This window comes from Aliivibrio sp. S2TY2 (genome assembly GCF_028765525.1).
Lineage (GTDB): Bacteria > Pseudomonadota > Gammaproteobacteria > Enterobacterales > Vibrionaceae > Aliivibrio > Aliivibrio finisterrensis_A.
Window position 1 is genome coordinate 121,824 of record NZ_JARACS010000002.1, and the last position, 16,644, is coordinate 138,467.

Annotated in this window: 20 protein-coding genes; 5 read left to right on the plus strand and 15 right to left on the minus strand. The window is 37.7% G+C overall.

Annotation, left to right across the window (positions count from 1 at the left end):
- Positions 1–1,860 (plus strand): alkaline phosphatase D family protein, encoded by a 1,860-nt coding sequence (locus PVK63_RS04400; protein WP_130086338.1) that lies wholly within the window; start codon positions 1–3, stop codon positions 1,858–1,860.
- 38 nt (positions 1,861–1,898) lie between these two features.
- On the opposite strand, the gene PVK63_RS04405 is transcribed toward PVK63_RS04400, so the two are convergent.
- Positions 1,899–2,036: a hypothetical protein gene (locus PVK63_RS04405; protein WP_130043687.1), complete on the minus strand. Its 138-nt coding sequence runs from the start codon at positions 2,034–2,036 to the stop codon at positions 1,899–1,901.
- 286 nt (positions 2,037–2,322) lie between these two features.
- Here PVK63_RS04405 and PVK63_RS04410 point away from each other — a divergent pair, with 286 nt between their 5' ends.
- Positions 2,323–3,270, plus strand: coding sequence for a ChaN family lipoprotein (locus tag PVK63_RS04410; RefSeq protein ID WP_130086337.1), 948 nt, complete (start codon positions 2,323–2,325; stop codon positions 3,268–3,270).
- Between the two features lie 101 nt (positions 3,271–3,371).
- Here PVK63_RS04410 and PVK63_RS04415 read toward each other — a convergent pair whose 3' ends face one another.
- The 10 genes from PVK63_RS04415 to PVK63_RS04460 form a co-directional block, all read right to left on the minus strand.
- A complete protein-coding gene (locus tag PVK63_RS04415; protein WP_130048855.1) occupies positions 3,372–3,890 on the minus strand; it encodes a DUF3833 domain-containing protein in 519 nt (172 codons plus the stop codon).
- Positions 3,890–4,393 (minus strand): chalcone isomerase family protein, encoded by a 504-nt coding sequence (locus PVK63_RS04420; RefSeq protein ID WP_130048854.1) that lies wholly within the window; start codon positions 4,391–4,393, stop codon positions 3,890–3,892. The genes PVK63_RS04415 and PVK63_RS04420 overlap by 1 nt, the downstream gene beginning before the upstream one ends.
- On the minus strand, positions 4,341–4,910 hold the full coding sequence (locus PVK63_RS04425; protein ID WP_130086336.1) for a DUF2878 domain-containing protein: 570 nt from the start codon (positions 4,908–4,910) through the stop codon (positions 4,341–4,343). Before PVK63_RS04425 ends, PVK63_RS04420 begins: the two co-directional genes overlap by 53 nt.
- Positions 4,911–4,989: 79 nt before the next feature.
- Positions 4,990–6,243 (minus strand): SAM-dependent methyltransferase, encoded by a 1,254-nt coding sequence (locus PVK63_RS04430; RefSeq protein WP_130086335.1) that lies wholly within the window; start codon positions 6,241–6,243, stop codon positions 4,990–4,992.
- An 11-nt stretch (positions 6,244–6,254) separates the two neighbouring features.
- Entirely contained in the window at positions 6,255–6,983 is a 729-nt protein-coding gene (locus PVK63_RS04435; protein WP_130086334.1) for a DUF1365 domain-containing protein, read from the minus strand.
- On the minus strand, positions 6,980–8,239 hold the full coding sequence (locus PVK63_RS04440) for an NAD(P)/FAD-dependent oxidoreductase (protein ID WP_130086333.1): 1,260 nt from the start codon (positions 8,237–8,239) through the stop codon (positions 6,980–6,982). The genes PVK63_RS04435 and PVK63_RS04440 overlap by 4 nt, the downstream gene beginning before the upstream one ends.
- Complete coding sequence (locus PVK63_RS04445) at positions 8,239–8,976, minus strand: SDR family NAD(P)-dependent oxidoreductase (RefSeq protein ID WP_130086332.1); 738 nt, start codon at positions 8,974–8,976, stop codon at positions 8,239–8,241. The genes PVK63_RS04440 and PVK63_RS04445 overlap by 1 nt, the downstream gene beginning before the upstream one ends.
- A complete protein-coding gene (locus PVK63_RS04450) occupies positions 8,973–9,416 on the minus strand; it encodes a nuclear transport factor 2 family protein (RefSeq protein ID WP_242504808.1) in 444 nt (147 codons plus the stop codon). Before PVK63_RS04450 ends, PVK63_RS04445 begins: the two co-directional genes overlap by 4 nt.
- A gap of 123 nt (positions 9,417–9,539) precedes the next feature.
- Positions 9,540–10,214, minus strand: coding sequence for a ChrR family anti-sigma-E factor (locus PVK63_RS04455; protein WP_130086331.1), 675 nt, complete (start codon positions 10,212–10,214; stop codon positions 9,540–9,542).
- On the minus strand, positions 10,207–10,818 hold the full coding sequence (locus PVK63_RS04460) for a sigma-70 family RNA polymerase sigma factor (protein ID WP_130048847.1): 612 nt from the start codon (positions 10,816–10,818) through the stop codon (positions 10,207–10,209). Before PVK63_RS04460 ends, PVK63_RS04455 begins: the two co-directional genes overlap by 8 nt.
- 293 nt (positions 10,819–11,111) lie before the next feature.
- Here PVK63_RS04460 and PVK63_RS04465 point away from each other — a divergent pair, with 293 nt between their 5' ends.
- Entirely contained in the window at positions 11,112–11,438 is a 327-nt protein-coding gene (locus tag PVK63_RS04465; RefSeq protein ID WP_130043676.1) for a c-type cytochrome, read from the plus strand.
- Here PVK63_RS04465 and PVK63_RS04470 read toward each other — a convergent pair.
- The 3 genes from PVK63_RS04470 to PVK63_RS04480 form a co-directional block, all read right to left on the minus strand.
- Positions 11,405–12,637: a cysteine desulfurase-like protein gene (locus PVK63_RS04470; protein ID WP_274439882.1), complete on the minus strand. Its 1,233-nt coding sequence runs from the start codon at positions 12,635–12,637 to the stop codon at positions 11,405–11,407. The genes PVK63_RS04465 and PVK63_RS04470 overlap by 34 nt on opposite strands.
- Positions 12,621–13,277, minus strand: coding sequence for a 2OG-Fe dioxygenase family protein (locus PVK63_RS04475; RefSeq protein ID WP_130086329.1), 657 nt, complete (start codon positions 13,275–13,277; stop codon positions 12,621–12,623). The genes PVK63_RS04470 and PVK63_RS04475 overlap by 17 nt, the downstream gene beginning before the upstream one ends.
- Positions 13,278–13,494: 217 nt before the next feature.
- Positions 13,495–14,706 (minus strand): multidrug effflux MFS transporter, encoded by a 1,212-nt coding sequence (locus tag PVK63_RS04480; protein WP_274439883.1) that lies wholly within the window; start codon positions 14,704–14,706, stop codon positions 13,495–13,497.
- Between the two features lie 78 nt (positions 14,707–14,784).
- Here PVK63_RS04480 and PVK63_RS04485 point away from each other — a divergent pair, with 78 nt between their 5' ends.
- Positions 14,785–15,657: a LysR family transcriptional regulator gene (locus PVK63_RS04485; RefSeq protein WP_130086327.1), complete on the plus strand. Its 873-nt coding sequence runs from the start codon at positions 14,785–14,787 to the stop codon at positions 15,655–15,657.
- A gap of 109 nt (positions 15,658–15,766) precedes the next feature.
- Positions 15,767–16,387: a LysE family translocator gene (locus tag PVK63_RS04490; protein ID WP_130043671.1), complete on the plus strand. Its 621-nt coding sequence runs from the start codon at positions 15,767–15,769 to the stop codon at positions 16,385–16,387.
- Here PVK63_RS04490 and PVK63_RS04495 read toward each other — a convergent pair.
- Entirely contained in the window at positions 16,384–16,563 is a 180-nt protein-coding gene (locus PVK63_RS04495) for a hypothetical protein (RefSeq protein ID WP_130086326.1), read from the minus strand. The two genes, PVK63_RS04490 and PVK63_RS04495, sit on opposite strands and share 4 nt — an antisense overlap.
- Positions 16,564–16,644 lie beyond the last annotated feature (81 nt).

Genomic DNA, 16,644 nt, shown 5'->3' on the forward strand with positions numbered 1-16,644 from the left:
ATGTCTAATTCACTGCCTTTTATTCTTGCTGGACCTATGGTTCGAAAAACGACTGCTCATGAGATTAACCTATGGTTATCTACCTCTAAACCATTACATGGTCGAACGAAGATCAGTACCAACAATGATGAGTACGAGTTTGAGGTCACGCAAGAACAAGGCATTCAATTAGGCCAATACGCTTGGGTTTATCTTCTACGCTGCCAAGCTGATTTCCCGATTAATCAACGTATCGAATATGATATCGACACTCAAGATGGCTTATTGTCACAGTTGGTTCCCGACGCATTATATGAAAATGAATCTTCTCTTACCTTATTCATAAAAGACAAGGCTGATTATGTCTTACATGGTTCTTGTCGTAACCCTCATTATGCCAGTAAAGACAGCTTGGTTATCGCAAACCAACAGCTAAAAACACAAGCTCTTGAAGAAAGAGCTGCTTTGTTGATGATGAGTGGCGATCAGATCTACGCCGATGATGTGGCTGGGCCTATGTTGCATGCCATTCAACAGATTATCCCTCAATTAGGATTATTTGAAGAAACGCTAGCTCACTCAGAGTTCAGTAAAGATGCTGAGTTATATGCCCACCCATATAATTTATACCGCAGAGATAAGATCTTGCCGCACTATGTCGAGAGGAAGAATTTTTTATCTCGCTGCAGTCTGTATCAAACTCGTCCTATTTTCAGCTCAACAAAGCATGAAAACCATTTAATGAGTATTGCTGAATTTTTTGTCATGTACTTGCTCGTATGGTCTCCGACTTTGTGGAAGCGTATTACTCTGCCAAACTCATTGCCTAACCTAGAACCAAAATGGCAAAAAATGTGGCAAGAAGAAAAACAACAGATCGATCTTTTTGTTGCAGGCTTAAACGATGCACAGCAACTGTTTGCGCACATGCCGACTTACATGGTTTTTGATGATCACGATATTACCGATGATTGGAATTTAACGATTGGCTGGGAAAACGCCGTGAATGGTGATCCTCTTGCCTCTCAAGTCATTGGCAATGGCTTAATCAGCTATTTTCTGTGCCAAGGCTGGGGAAATAACCCAGAGCAGTTTGATGAAGCGTTCCTAACATCATTCAGAGCGTTATTTGCCAATTACGACAACGCACAACATCATAAATTAATTTGGCAACTTACGCGATTTGAACAATGGCATTATTCCATTCATACCACGCCAAAAATGGTGGTGTTAGACACTCGAACTCGCCGCTGGCGCTCAGAATCCAACACAAATAAGCCCTCTGGTTTGATGGACTGGGAGGCTTTGCTCGATCTACAACATGAGCTAATTAATCAAGAATCGATCATTATTGTCTCGGCAACACCAATATTTGGGGTTAAGTTTATTGAGGCCCTACAAAAAACCATGACGATACTTGGAAAACCATTAATGGTTGATGCCGAAAATTGGATGACTCATCCAGGCTCTGCCAATACCCTGCTGAGTATTTTAACTCACCCCAAAACGCCACAAAATTTTGTGATCTTATCAGGTGATGTTCATTACTCATTTGCTTATGATATTAAGCTACGTCACAGCAAGTCTAGCCCAGATATTTACCAGATCACCTGCAGTGGCTTTAAAAATGAGTTTCCCAATAAGCTATTACGCGTATGTGATTTTATGGACAGAGTGCTTTATAGCCCGCATTCACCATTAAACTGGTTTACGAAGCGTAAGAATTTATTAGTCACTAAACGAGATCCATCAGTAAACAACCAAGATAAATTAATAAATCAAAGTTCAATTGGGGAGTTAAGGTTGGATGAAAAAGGCAAGCCAACACAGATATCTATTCTGACTGCAGAAGGAAAATCTATCTCGTTCTTGCCTAAGTAACCTCATTAAAATACGTAGATTACGCAGGAGGTTAGTGATTAATCGTTGAGGGTATTGTCTAGGTTACTCTCAACATCCATTGAAATATGGAAATACAGGCCTGCTTCAAATGCATCTAGCCATTCTAATTCCACTTCTTCACGATATTTTGTTTTTTCCAGATTGTTATTACTCATCGTTATTTCCTTATTTGAGTTTATTTCTAACTCTCCGTTAGATAAATCTTACATCAATCTAAATAAAACCAATTCCAGGAATCACATTGATGTAAGGCTTTGATTATACAGATATCGAATTACAATACTATGACAATAGTGCACAATTTCTTAAACCGTATTGACTGTATGTCGTTATTCTAACAATCGCACACTCATCACATAACTGGGAATGATTATTATTTAGATTGATAATATTAACTATTTAACCTAATCTATAGGTCTGTTAGTTAATGAATTTTTTATTATGAAATCCACCATTTTATTTTCTCTTACTGCTGTTTTTTTATTGTCAGGCTGCAGTCAACAAATTCAACCAGCATCGGCACCCTCTCAAGCGATCGCTAGTTTTTATGATTATCAATTGCTATCACCAACAGGCTCTTCGCTATCTCTTACCGCTTTACCTCAAGAAATCGTTGAGGCTGATGTGATTCTTATTGGTGAATGGCACACTCATGCTGGCATCCATCGCTTTCAAACTGATTTATTCAAAGAACTATCTACAACAAACTCAACATTAGCGCTATCTATGGAGCAGTTCAGTCGTGATAAACAGACGGTTGTAGATGAGTACTTAACAGGGGGAATTGGCGAACAAACGCTAATCTCTGATGCTAATGCATGGCCTAATTATGAAAGTGATTATCGTCCATTGATTGAAATTGCAAAAACTGAAGGCCGTGATGTAATCGCTGCAAATGCCCCAAAACCAATCGTAAAATGCATTGGCCAACAGGGTATTCGCTATTTAGATAAACTCGATATTGATGAAAAGCCATGGTTAGCTAAAAACATCGACCTTACTGAGTCCCCTTATAAGTCAAAATTTTTAGCTTCTATGCATCATGGTAATGAAGAACAAACTCAGAAGCAATTTGCAGCCCAAATGACGTGGGATGCAACCATGGCTGAAAGTATCGTTAATTACTTAGCTTTACACCCTAAAGCGCAAGTAATGCATATTGCAGGAAAATTTCATATTGAAAATGGTCTAGGTACTGCAGCACAAATCACCAAATTAAACCCAAAGCTTAATGTTGTTGTTATTACTCCAATTGAAAAAGTGACTAAGGAAGGCTCTGACTATCAATTAAAAGTATTAGCACCACCAAAACGTTTTGTAAAACAAGAAAATATGATGAAAGCATATAAAACGATTAAAAATCGTAACAATGACCTTGTTTGTAAATGATTAGCGAATAAGAAATAAAACCACTCACTTCGACGAGGGAATTAAAGTGAGTGGTTTTGGCTTAGTGTCATTTTTGATTTCAAGGTATTTACTAATTACTTTTATTTTCGGATAACAAGTACGACTTCACCGACTTGTACACCCCATTTATAAATAACAGTTTGGTTTATCACCACATTATCTGATATTTGATAAATCCAATCATCAAATTCAACGTTATATTCTGAATCGTCAACATTCAATACCATCGCATATTGCCAATTAAGTGCATTTCCTGCGCTTATACCACTGGCTTCTTCTGGGATATCATTAGCCGTTCCTGTGTAGCGGTTCTCTCCTATTTCTTGTATAACCCAAGTTCGATTTTGCTTTTCACCATCACTGAATAAGAATTGTTCATCTAAGGTCAGGGTTTTGTCATTCCAACTGGCTTGAAGATCAGCAGTAAATGTTCTTATTACTCTTCCATTAAAACCTTTTACTATCCCCTCTGCTTTTAAATCACCTTGAAAAAAAGAAGTCATCGAAAACACTGGCTTATTATCCGCATAATCATTGATGTCCTGCGAAGAACAGCCTAATAAAATAACGCTAACGATAAATACGAGAATTATTTTCATTATTTTTCTCCTATTAATTCAAGTCGCAATTCAGGGTAAGTGGTTTTTTCAGACACCCAAATATCAAGGAACAGTTGAGAAAAATCTTTACTTGCGATTTTTCCAATCGGTTTATCATTTAGAAAAAACTGATTATTCCCTATCTCATCAATGCTAAAAACCAATTTATCTTCAGGTTTTACATCTGGAAATACTTGCTCTAATTCAAGCAGCCACGAATCTAAATCAGGGTGTTTAATTGATTGCTCTTCCCATTGCTCTTTAGTCGCTTTAATTAAGTTTTCTTTAGTGATGTTACGATAATATTCAATCTCGAGCGCCTGTGGGTATTGACCATACTGAAATTTTCCTGAACTGGTAAAAAGTTGTGCCTCATACACTGAGATTAAAAACCATGACAGTTCTGATTTACCACTACTTTGCAAACCTTGTAACGGCGCGGCTACGACACTATTTATTGTTAACAGGCTTACTATTGTGAGTATATTTATCAATTGTTTCATAACTCTTTCCCTCATTATTTATTCTTGCTCTTAAGCGTCTTTGAATAATAATAAATACGGGTAAGTTGACTGCCCAGATCACTCCAATTGAAAATAAAGTGATTTGATATGAATATGAGAAATCTACAGCACCTAATCGATGACCTGCTAAATAGTTTAATGGCCCAGCAATCGCCCCAAGTAAGGCAATTAAACCAAGGTGAAAGCGTGATAACCACCCTAAACTATGATTAATAGCGAAACCAAAATGACACCATAATAAAATAAGCCAAACAGGAATAAGTGCATTATTTGGAAATTGATACACGCCAGTAAATGACAATAATACATCGCCAAAAACACCTAACAGCGAAATTAAAATGAGTAAATAAAAGTCTATTTTTCGTGTTGGTGATACTAAAAGATGAAGTAATATTGAAACTAATAAAAAAGGGATCGCTTGCTGTTGATAAAGGATCACAGAAAACCAAACCAATTGAAACCAAACTGCATTAATGAGGGGGAAATAACGTAACATTGAAGCCTCCTATAATACCAACCTAGATGCACTATCATTCAAAGTTTATCCAGATTGGTATAATATAAATAGCGGTTAACTAACACACTCCATGTTGTGGTTTAGCAGCGACAAGATGAACCGTACTGATTTTACGTTCTAGAAATCCCCCTTCGCAGTAACAAAGATAAAATTTCCACAATCGGATAAAGTCGTCGCCATAACCCATTTGTTTTAGCTCTGCTGCCGACTTATCAAATCGTTGATACCAGTGATTCAAGGTTTTAGCGTAATCTAGACCGATATCATTTAACGAGGTGATCACCATGTCGGTATTCTCTGCGACTTTATTCGCCATGACACTAACTGAAGGCAGGCAACCTCCAGGGAAAATATAGCGTTGAATGAAATCGACACTTTTACGATAACTATCATAACGTTGATCTGAAATAGTGATCGCTTGAATCAACATTTTACCTTCTGGTTTTAAATGACGACTACACACATCAAAGAAGGTACTTAAATATTCATGTCCAACCGCTTCGATCATTTCAATTGACACTAATTTATCGTATTGACCCTCTAAGGTTCGATAATCTTGTTTTAGTAATGTAATTGAATCTTCTAACCCTAAAGACTTTACTTTTTGCTCTGCGTATTCGTATTGGGCATCAGATATAGTGGTCGTCGTGACTTTTACACCATAATGCTGTGCAGCATAAATAGCTAATGCGCCCCAACCGGTACCAATTTCAAGTAATGTTTCCCCTTGTTTAAGCTCTAAACGCTCACAGATTGTCTTCAGTTTAAATAATTGCGCCTCTTCAAGGTTAGCATTCGCATTTGGGTAAATAGCGCTTGAATAGAGCATCTCTTTATCAAGAAACGTTTTGTACATTTCATTACCCAAATCATAATGGGCAAGTATATTTTTCTTTGAGCCTTGCTCAGTATTTTTATTTCGCTTGTGATTAAGTAAATCAAAGAACTGAATAATCTTACTAAATCGGTTCTCTACTCTATCCAATACACCTTGTTCACGGCCTAATACTTGAATTACTTTTGTTAAGTTAGGGCTAGTCCACCACCCTGAAACATACGCTTCACTTGCACCAATCCCACCACCAAACAATATTTTTCTGTATGCTTCCATATTATGAATTTCAACAACGGCAGCTAAGCTTGCTTCTTTATTGCCTAAAATAATTTGTCCTAATTCATCATTAATCGTTAGTGATGCTTGTGTCATTTTGGCTAAATAGTCAAGTAACACTTTACGCGTCATTTTATCTATCCAGCTCACTGGCTTGGTTTCATTTTTTTGAATCGCTGATACGTCTTGATTATTCAACATCGCTGTTCTCCTTAATTTTTTGGATAAGGCACGAATGGGATCCGTTTTAAAAATAATTTCAGTGCCTGCCAGTAAATTCCATATACTATCTTTACGGTCATCATCGGGATTGAGATCACTTGCTGTTGAATATTTTTTGCTGAAAGTGATTTTCGTGTCATTGCTATTGTTGCATCAAAGATCTTCTCTTGTTGCTCTAACCCTCTGTTTTCTAAATGAAGTGAAAGGTGCTTATTAGGATCTTTAATCATCCAATGATATTTCATATCAAGATTCAAAAAAGGAGAAACATGAAACGTTTTATCTATCACTTTATCTGATTTCATCTTGATCAAATAATAGTGAGTTTGATTCCATGGAGTATTACTCACCTCCGCTAACAAATACGTTAACTGGTCATTTCTATCGTAACAATAATACAAATTGATGGGGCTAAAATAGACACCAAAACAACGTACTTGGCCGACAAATAGTACCCGCGTATTTAATGCATCTCCACCTAGCTCAGCGACTTTGTTCCATACCGAATTCTTTAGTGGCTCCTCTTCTTCGCCTAAGTAATCGCGTCGATTAAAAGAGAGAGGTGAAAACTTGTTTTTTTTAAGCCAACCAATGGATTCAAACTCCTCTAACTCATCCAAATCGAGGGCGAGAAAAAACATCTCATAACTAAAGCTATGCGATCTAGTTTGAAAGCGTCTATGTCTCACCTCTCCATGATAAAGACAAGAATGCGTCATAAACTTAATCCAAATCGCTGACAAACATCTAATGCACTTCTAACTCCATCTTCATGAAATCCGTTATACCAATAGGCACCGGCAAAGTGCGTATGATTATGTCCACAAATTTCATTTCGACGCTGTTGTGATGAGATAGTATCTGCATTAAATACTGGGTGATCGTATTTATAAGATCCTAAAATCTTACTTTCATTGATTAGCGGGGAATTATTTAAGGTAACACAAAATGTCGTATCTTCGGTGTTAAGTCCTTGTAATATATTCATATTATAAGTAACGCTTGATGGTCTATTTTTATCTGTAACATCAAGGTGATAATTCCACGCTGCCCAAGCTCGCTTTTGCATAGGTAGCAAGGTTTCATCCGTATGTAACACCACTTCATTCTCTTGATAAGTAAGCTTAGATAGCACCTCTTTTTCTCGATTGGTGACATCCGTTAACATCGCTAAGGATTGATTGCTGTGACAAGCTAAGATTACTTCATCAAACTCATGGACCTCTGTATTTTTTATGGTTAATGATATGCCCTCGCTATGACGCGAAATCCCTGTTACTGGGCTATTGAGATGAATGTTATCTTTAAAACGCTCGATTAAAGGGGATATATACGAAGATGAACCATTAGGAATAACGTACCATTGTGGCCGATTGGCAATATCTAGTAGTCCATGATTATGGAAAAATCGAATAAAGAAGTGCAATGGAAATGCCTTCATATCTTGCAGGCTAGATGACCAAATTGCCGCCCCCATAGGTAAAATATAATGCTCAGCAAAATAGGTACTGTAACCATCATCGTAAAGCATGTCGCCTAATGTACTATCAGTATCAATATGCTCTCTTTCCCACAACTCTTTACACTGCTTGTTAAAACGTAATATTTCACTGATTAATGATAAAAATTTAGTATTAAAAATATTAGAGCGCTGTGCAAATAATGTGTTTAAGTTATGGCCATTATACTCAAGACCTGAAATCACGTTTTTAACACTGAAACTCATTTCACTCTCTTGGCCTTTAATTCCAAGTTGTGAGAGCAATTCAATAAAATTAGGGTAGGTTCGGTCATTAAAAACAATAAACCCGGTATCAATGTCCCACTCTTTTCCTTCTGCAATTACTCGCTTTGTCGCGGTGTGACCCCCAATATAATCATTGGCTTCAAATAAGGTAACATGATACTTACGACTGAGTACGTAGGCGCATACTAGCCCTGAAATGCCACTTCCTACTATTGCAATTTTCTTCATTATCGTTTCATCCTTAATGCGACCCACTGCCAAATACGATCAGGCAAACTGCCCATAACAATTAGAAAACTCGTAAATGGAAATGGAAAATGAATATGTTTTTTATTTTTGGTGATGCCACTAATGATGTGCGATGCCGCTTGGCTTACTTCAATCAACATTGGCATTGGAAAATCATTTTTATTGGTTAATGGGGTTTTCACAAATCCTGGAGCAATCACACTTATGGTTAAGCGCTCTGCTGGAATGTCTAATTGCAAAGACTTTGCAAGGTAATGGATCGCCGCTTTACTGGCTCCATAAGCTTCAGCTCGTTGAAATGGAACATAAGAAGCACTTGATCCCATTAACGCAAGATGAGCCCCATACTTCATCTTTGGTATCAATACCTGCAAACAATAACCTATTGAAATGACATTGGTTTGAATCACTCGCTCGAACAAAGCGCCATCAAAATGCTCTGCATTATCGATGTATTCGCAGGTGCCTGCATTCAAAATGGCAATATCCAGCGATTCAATATCATTAAGTGAAGTTAAAATTGATTGACTATCGGTTAAGTCAAAAGACACTTCCATCAATTGCAACGTCTGCTTTGCTTCCAATAAAGTTTCTGATTCTTCATAAGCACTGAAGTTTCGACCACAGGCATATACTTTATCTCCTTGTTTTAGATAAGCATGAACAAGAGATAACCCTATACCTGACGTTGCTCCTGTAATTAAAATTGTTTTCATGATTGCACCCTCTTTTTGATGAATTTCACCATTGGGCCAATAATTGGAAGGTGCTCATAAAGCATCTGTCCCATATCAATATAATCACGATGGTAGTGCACCTTGTCGGTGAATTTTATGAGCGTTGTTCCCTCAACCGTGATTTGCTCTCCTTTATTTATCTTAGGATGAATATAGCGCATCGTCCAAAAAAGAGAGGCTTCCCCTCCTGTTGGGGTTTCTTTTTCAACAACATGGTGAACATGGAAATGGCACTCTTTCAAATTACTGTATAAATGTTCAAAGTAACTTTCGAGATCGTTTAATCCATTGATTTCATGGACTGCATCAATAAATTGGATGTCTTGTGAATAAAGCTCAGCTAAATAATGAAGAGTCTGTTTATTTAGATCTCCATATAGTTTTATGAATCTTTCAACAAAAGGAGAATAGATCATCATGTGCGTCCTTGTGTTAGTGCAGTGAGCCATTATTTAATTCACGCTCACTGCCAATACCTTTATCAGTAATTAGTTACTTATAGATACGTAACCACTGATAAAATGGTTCACTTCCTGTGACCATTAATACAATAAGCCACCAATAGGATTAAATAATTTACTCAATCCTTTTGTAAAATGAAGCGGAGCATTTTGAACCGTATAACACAAGCAACCTTCAGTCGTTTTGGGGCTATGTTCATGTGAGGCGTCTAACCAAATGAAATCACCTTTTTGATAATGACCAGATTCGTCTTGAAAACTGCCATCAAGTAGTAAGGTCAACTCAAAACCTTTATGGGTATGATTTGGGATCTCTCCTCCTGCAGCGATATGCAATAGATTTGATCGTGTGTCTTGCTCTTCAATAAGACGAGCACGACTCACTGCACCTAATTGATTCCATTTCAAGTCATCATATCGATGCAATAAATACGGTACTTCAAATGTTTTATCAGCAATAGAGACATGATATGTCGGTGTAGACATAAGATAAGAGTCGTCCGTGTCTAATTGCATAATGCTTTCCAACATTGTTGTGTAATCAACCGTTGGTTCATTACTTTCTGTGCACATAGTCTGGCTGTTACTTTGCCATGTCATTTCTGCTAACTCTTGGCTGATAGCCTCAACCTTGTTTTTACATTCTGAGCACAACTCACAATGTAGAGACACCGCAACAGAAAGAGACTCTGGTAATTCGCCATTGGCATGAGAACGCAACAGCTCATCGCTTGGATGGTAAGTAATATTAGTCATTCTCATACTCCTGTCTTAATTTACTCAATGCTAGGCGTAGTCTGGATTTTATCGTCCCTATGGGCTGACCTAGGTGCTCTGAGAGTTCATGTTGAGTTAACCCTTGAATATACAGACCTTCAACAACCACTCTTTGTGCCTGTGGTAGCAAACCTACTAAACGATGTAACTGTTTTGACTCTAACCAATCGGTTTCTTTTGTTTCTACTTGCTTATCAAATAGTGGCCATAAATCACTACTGATTGTATCTTCCTTATTTGATTGCATTTTACGTAACATATCAAAGCTGTGATTTCGCATTACGGTAAAAATCCACCCTGATGCATTTCCTTTGGTCTGATTAAACAAAGCCGCTTTTCGCCACACTAACGTCATGGTTTCTTGAACCAAATCCATTGCCAAGGTTGGATCATTAAATTTTTTAATTCCGTAGGCGCGGATCTTGGGCGCAAACCAAGAAAATAACTGTGAAAATGCCACTTTATCTTGAGTTTCACCCACCAGATTTAACCAAGAATCTAGCTTGGCGACATCCTCTTCATTTTGTATCGGCTTATAACTAGAGTTCAATCGACTGCTCACTTCTATGTGCTGAGTTTGCATATCTACCTCCATAATAATTTAAGACTACTACGGAAGAGATTACTATTTGGATCACTCTGTAAACTATAGACCGTTTTTATTTGTTATATCTTGAATTAATACACAGAATTCAAAGCCCACTCTCAAATAAAAACAATGGTGACAATTAAATTCATTTTTATCAAAGAAACAAGATGTTAGCTTATGTGATTTAGTAGTAAATATAGCTAAAAAAACTGACACTTTTCATTGTTCATGCATCAACAATAACTTAATATGAAAATTAACATTAATATGAGTAAAAGCTAACGATAATGATTAAATGGATTTTGATTGCCCTGCTTTGCGCTTCAAACACCACTTACGCAAATACATTAGGTGATCCTGTTAAAGGTAAATTAAAAGCGCCAAGCTGTATTTTTTGTCATGGTGAAACAGGAAAGGCGATGAACTCAAGCTACCCTAATTTAGATATGCAAAATGAAATGTATTTATATAGCTCAATGAAATCGTATCAAAATGACGAAAGAAAGGGCCCCCTAGCACAAATGATGAAGGCCCAGTTGCAACGACTCAATGATCAAGATTTAAAAGACATTGCTGCGTTTTATGCCAGTGCATCTAATAACGAAAATAAGTAGTCTATTTCATCGACGGTGTTGTAATGCATAAATCCAATCCGAACAACACCCCCATACGCTTCTAGATTTAACTGCTTAACTAAACCAAGCGCATAAAAATGCCCATTCCATACACACACATTATGCAAACCTAATTCTTTAGCTACTGCTTCTGGTGTATGGTCTTGAAGTCGAATAGCGAACGTTGGTGTCCGATTAATGCAATTTTCAGGATCACTAATACCAAACAATGAAATCCAAGGCCTACTCTCTAATTTATTTAAAAAATAGTGCGTCAATGCTAATTCATGTTGCTCGTACTGAATAAAACTAGAGATAAGCCTTTCTCGTAAACTCGCCTCTTTTGCTCCCCATTGAGCCAAATACTCAATAGCTGCTGTAACGCCAGCCAGCCCTTCAAAGCTTTGTGTGCCCGTCTCAAATCGGCCTGGTCCTATATTTGTGGCGGGTTCAACTTTATATGGCGAAAGCGTTTGTAACCATTTGGTAGACACATAAGCAATACCGACATGGGGGCCAAAAAATTTATACGCTGAGCAGGCTAAAAAATCACAATCAAGATCTTGCACATCAATTAAATGATGAGGGGCGTAGTGAACCGCATCAACATACACCATCGCATCAACACCATGTGCAGCGTTAATCATCGACTTCACATCAACTAAAGAGCCTGTGGTATTAGAAGCGAATGTCGTGGCAACCAACTTGGTTTTATCAGACAGCAGCGAATAAAAATGATCTATATCTAACGTGCAATCAGTGGTATTAACTCGAACTTGGTGAACAATGACCCCTTTATCTTCTGCGGCTTGCTGCCAACTAGATACGTTCGAATAGTGATCCAATGCCGTAACGATGATCTCATCTCCCGCTTTCCATTCTCGGCTTATCGCTCGACTTAGCTGAAACGTCAACGAAGTCATATTCGCCCCAAAAACAATATTGCTACTGCTTGGTGCATTTACTAACGCAGCACAAGAAGAGCGAGCAGTATCCATCACATTATTCGTTATTTGGCTTGAAAAAAAATGCCCGCCTAGATTGGAGTTAGAATAACCAAGGTATTCTGTCATTGCTGCTAATACAGAATTAGGCACTTGAGAGCCTCCCGGGCCATCTAGAAATACAACCGGAAGCTCATTAATTGTTTGTGTTAAAGATGGAAATTGCGAACGGGCTTGCTCAGGCGTGAAAGTCATTAACATTATCCTTTGCGGTTAATACAAATACATCCATATGCCCTTCATGATCTTGTTTAATCAAGCGAATTGGCTTTCCGTTGTGCCACAGTTTTCTATCATCAACCATCGCGACTTCGCCATCTTCTAAGATTTTTCTAAAAAACGGTTCTTCGTTTGAGTCTTTGTATACAAGTAATTCTCCTCCTTCAATATTTGAACGATCAATACCGATCAACGCGATATGATCAAAACCATCTTGATGAACGCCTTCTGGAGCAATTTGGGTTTCTTCATAAATCGCGGCAATGCGCATTTGATGTATTTCAATCTCTTGCCCATTTGGTAAATGATTAAGATCCATAAAGACCTGACACATTTCAGCCATGCCTTCACTGTGCAAAATATCACTTTCAATGCCTTCAAACTCACGAATGACATCACCTTGGTAATGGTTAATCTCTTCACTTTGCACAAAGTTATGTTTATTTGTCTCTACCACTTTCTCGTTTACCATTCGAATAACGGAATAACGTCTTAAGCGAAAGTTACCATCAGCGTGTAACGTTTTAGGCAAACCAGAAAATGAAGGTGCGAGTTGATGAACCGCAGCATGACTTAATTGTGTCAGCTGCAATGTTGTACCGTGTGAATGTAACATGATGCCCCCTGCAGTAAGTTAACAAATGATTTACATCTTTATTATTTATGCAGAAATGCTGATAAATCAAACTATACAGTGCTTTACTTCACATTAAATTAAAAATTCAATATATAGTGTTGGTTATTTTTACTTTTGCAAAATTAAACATCAGATTACTTTTATCTAGATTAAGAAAACCAGAACTCTTCACTAAAGAACCTGTAGTAAATTGATTTTATTGATTATTATCAGATTGAACTTGCTTATTCCATAATAAAACAACGAGCATGATCACTGTGATCAGTAAATAAAAGAAACCTAAACTGTTTTGATCAGTCACCCAGTCCTTCACCAAATAACCACCAAGTAATCCTGCTAAGCACATTTGAACAGAGCCTGATAAGGCCGAGATTGTCCCTACTTTTTTAGTATGTGGAGCCAGTAATAAATTAATAGAGAGTGGGAATGAAATGCCCTGAGCTACTGCGAGTAATGTGAATCCAAAAACCAGTGAAAACAGTGAGGTTTCAAAAAATACCAATGATAAGCCTGATATTGTCATTATCCCGAGCGCTATTCCCATCAATTGAATAACACTACAACGTTTATTTAAGCTATTGAGAATAAAGCTACCGATCATGAGCCCTGCTGATGGGATAATCATCACTTCTCCATATTCAGCCGCAGTAAGTCCTAACCCATCTTGAAGCAAAAAGGGCAATAAAGAGACCGAAACCAAACTACTTAAATAGCTCACCCAGTTTAAACTCGCACTTGAGATCACTTGAGCATTACCAAATAAAGAACCATAGTCTCGTAATGTTTGAAGTATACTGAACTTCTCGGGCTTATACGGCAAGGTTTCTGGCAAGATAAAATAACCAATAGTTAAAATGCTCATTAAATAAATAAGCACAAAACCAAATACCCATTGCCAACTAAAGTGCCAAGCGATCCAGCCTCCAATTACCGGCGCAAGTATCGGTAATATAGACGCAGTTATCGAAATATAAGACATTGCCTTGGTTAAGTGATGTCCACTGTAACTGTCCCTTAACACGCTTCGACCAAGTACCGATGCACTGCCCGCTCCAAGGCCTTGAAGTAATCTACCAAACACTAACGCGGTAAAATTATCTGTCATAGCGAAACAGACAAATGTCCCTAACAAATAAATCCCCTGCCCTAAAATAAATATTGGTCGTCGTCCAAGTGCATCAGACAAAGGGCCATAAAACAGCTGTGAACCACCAAAGCCAACTAAAAAAATCGTGACGAGAAGTTGAGCATCAGAAGACGAAACCCCAAGATCTTGGCTTATTAGTGGAAGGGATGGCAAATAAATACTCACACCGACTTGCCCCGTCGCAATGATCATCATAGCAAGAAGTAATGGCGTTTTATTTAAGCGACCTGGTGATAGCATTTGTGTCTTATTTTTATTCATATCGCTAGTTTACATTCAATCAATATCATTGATAATAGCAACTAGAGGAATCACATTGCGTCCTAATAGGAATTAATCATGGATTGGATAGAGTGCGTTAGAAGTTACATAAAAGTAGTAGAGGAAGGCAGCTTTAATGCAGCCGCTTTTCAAATGAACACCTCAGGTTCTGCTATTAGTAAACGCATCAATTGGCTTGAAGATCGTGTCGGCGTACAGCTATTAACACGAACGACTCGATCTGTTCATCAAACTGAAGCGGGCATTCTATTTTATCAACGTGCCCGGCTACAATTGGACCAATGGCAGCATTTAGTTGATGAAACTCGCGCTATCAACCAGACACCAACAGGGTTATTAAAAATAGGAGCAACGCTTGCTGTCGGGTCCAAATTTATCATCAAATATTTGGATGAATTTTTAACAACTTACCCAAAAATTAAAGTTCAGTTGATCACAACCCTGCCAGGGCAAGTGCCTGAAAATAATGTCGATGTTTTTATCAGTCGTGAGCTAGAACAACTCAATACCTTTAGTTATAAATCTACGCCTCTTTTTGAACATCACTCTGGTTTTTTTGCTTCAAAAGAATATATCGCTAAGCATGGTTTACCAAATAATATCGATGAACTAAAACGTCATAATATGTTGATTTGGGGCGAACGACCGGTACGAGAGATAAAACTGGCGAATGGTAAACGGGTTACTTTACGAGGAAATTTTGCCACAACAAATCCAGAAGCTTTATTTCATGCCGCAAAGCGAGGAATGGGGATCTTATTAGCCAGTAAGCAAATGCTAATAGATGACATTGACTCGGGTAATCTAGTTTCGGTCTTGCCTGAGATGACAACTGATCACATATCGGTCAATGCGTACTACCCAACTTTAGATTATGAGCACACACGAACACAGCTTTTTATTCGCTATTTAAAAAATAAACTAAGTTGATTCATATAACACTATTAATAAAATTAACATTATGATGTAAACATTTACATTGCATTTCACTTTAATTTCCGTACTCTGTTTTTCTGTACTTTTTTATCTATTAATCAGAATGAATACGACTATTTTATGGGCTTTTGTCCCTACCTTTTTTTTCGTCTCTGTTACTCCAGGCATGTGCATGACATTAGCACTTAGTCTAGGAATGAGCATCGGTTATAAACGCACACTTTGGATGATGATGGGAGAGCTCGTTGGCGTAGCTATTGTTGCTGTTTCAGCAGTATTAGGTGTGGCAGCAGTAATGCTTAATTATCCATGGTTGTTTACTGCGTTTAAAGCGGTAGGTGCTAGTTATCTTGCTTATATCGGCGTTCAAATGTGGCGTTCAAAAGGAAAGCTTGCTATGACTGGAGAGGCTACGGAAGCGCCAAAAGGAAAAGATTGGGATTTAGTGGTTCAAGGTTTTGTTACGGCAATTGCTAACCCGAAAGGTTGGGCATTTATGGTTTCTCTACTGCCACCCTTTATTGACGGAAGTAATGCCATTGCACCGCAATTAATTGCACTTGTATCTATTATTTTAATCTGTGAGTTCTTATGTATGACACTTTATGCCGTTGGCGGTAAAGGTCTTAAACGCGTACTTGGTCATTCCAATAACGTGAAAATAATGAACCGAATTTCAGGTAGTTTGATGATTTGTGTCGCTGTTTGGTTATTTGTGGGTTAGTTTTTCATAACCTCAGCTAACATATCTAGTTCTTCATCAGTTAAGAGTTCACTACTAGACTCAATTTTCGCTGATGTTTTTTCCTTCAGCTTTTTATTTACTGCATGCTGAAGATTTCGTAATTGATAGACTGTTAGCTGATTCAACTCAACTTTTAATGTTTCTGTATTTATCATTATAAACCTCGACCTTTTTAACGCGTTCATCAACGCTATGAATGTTACTTCTCTTTTTCCTACACTTTGTCAGACAAATGT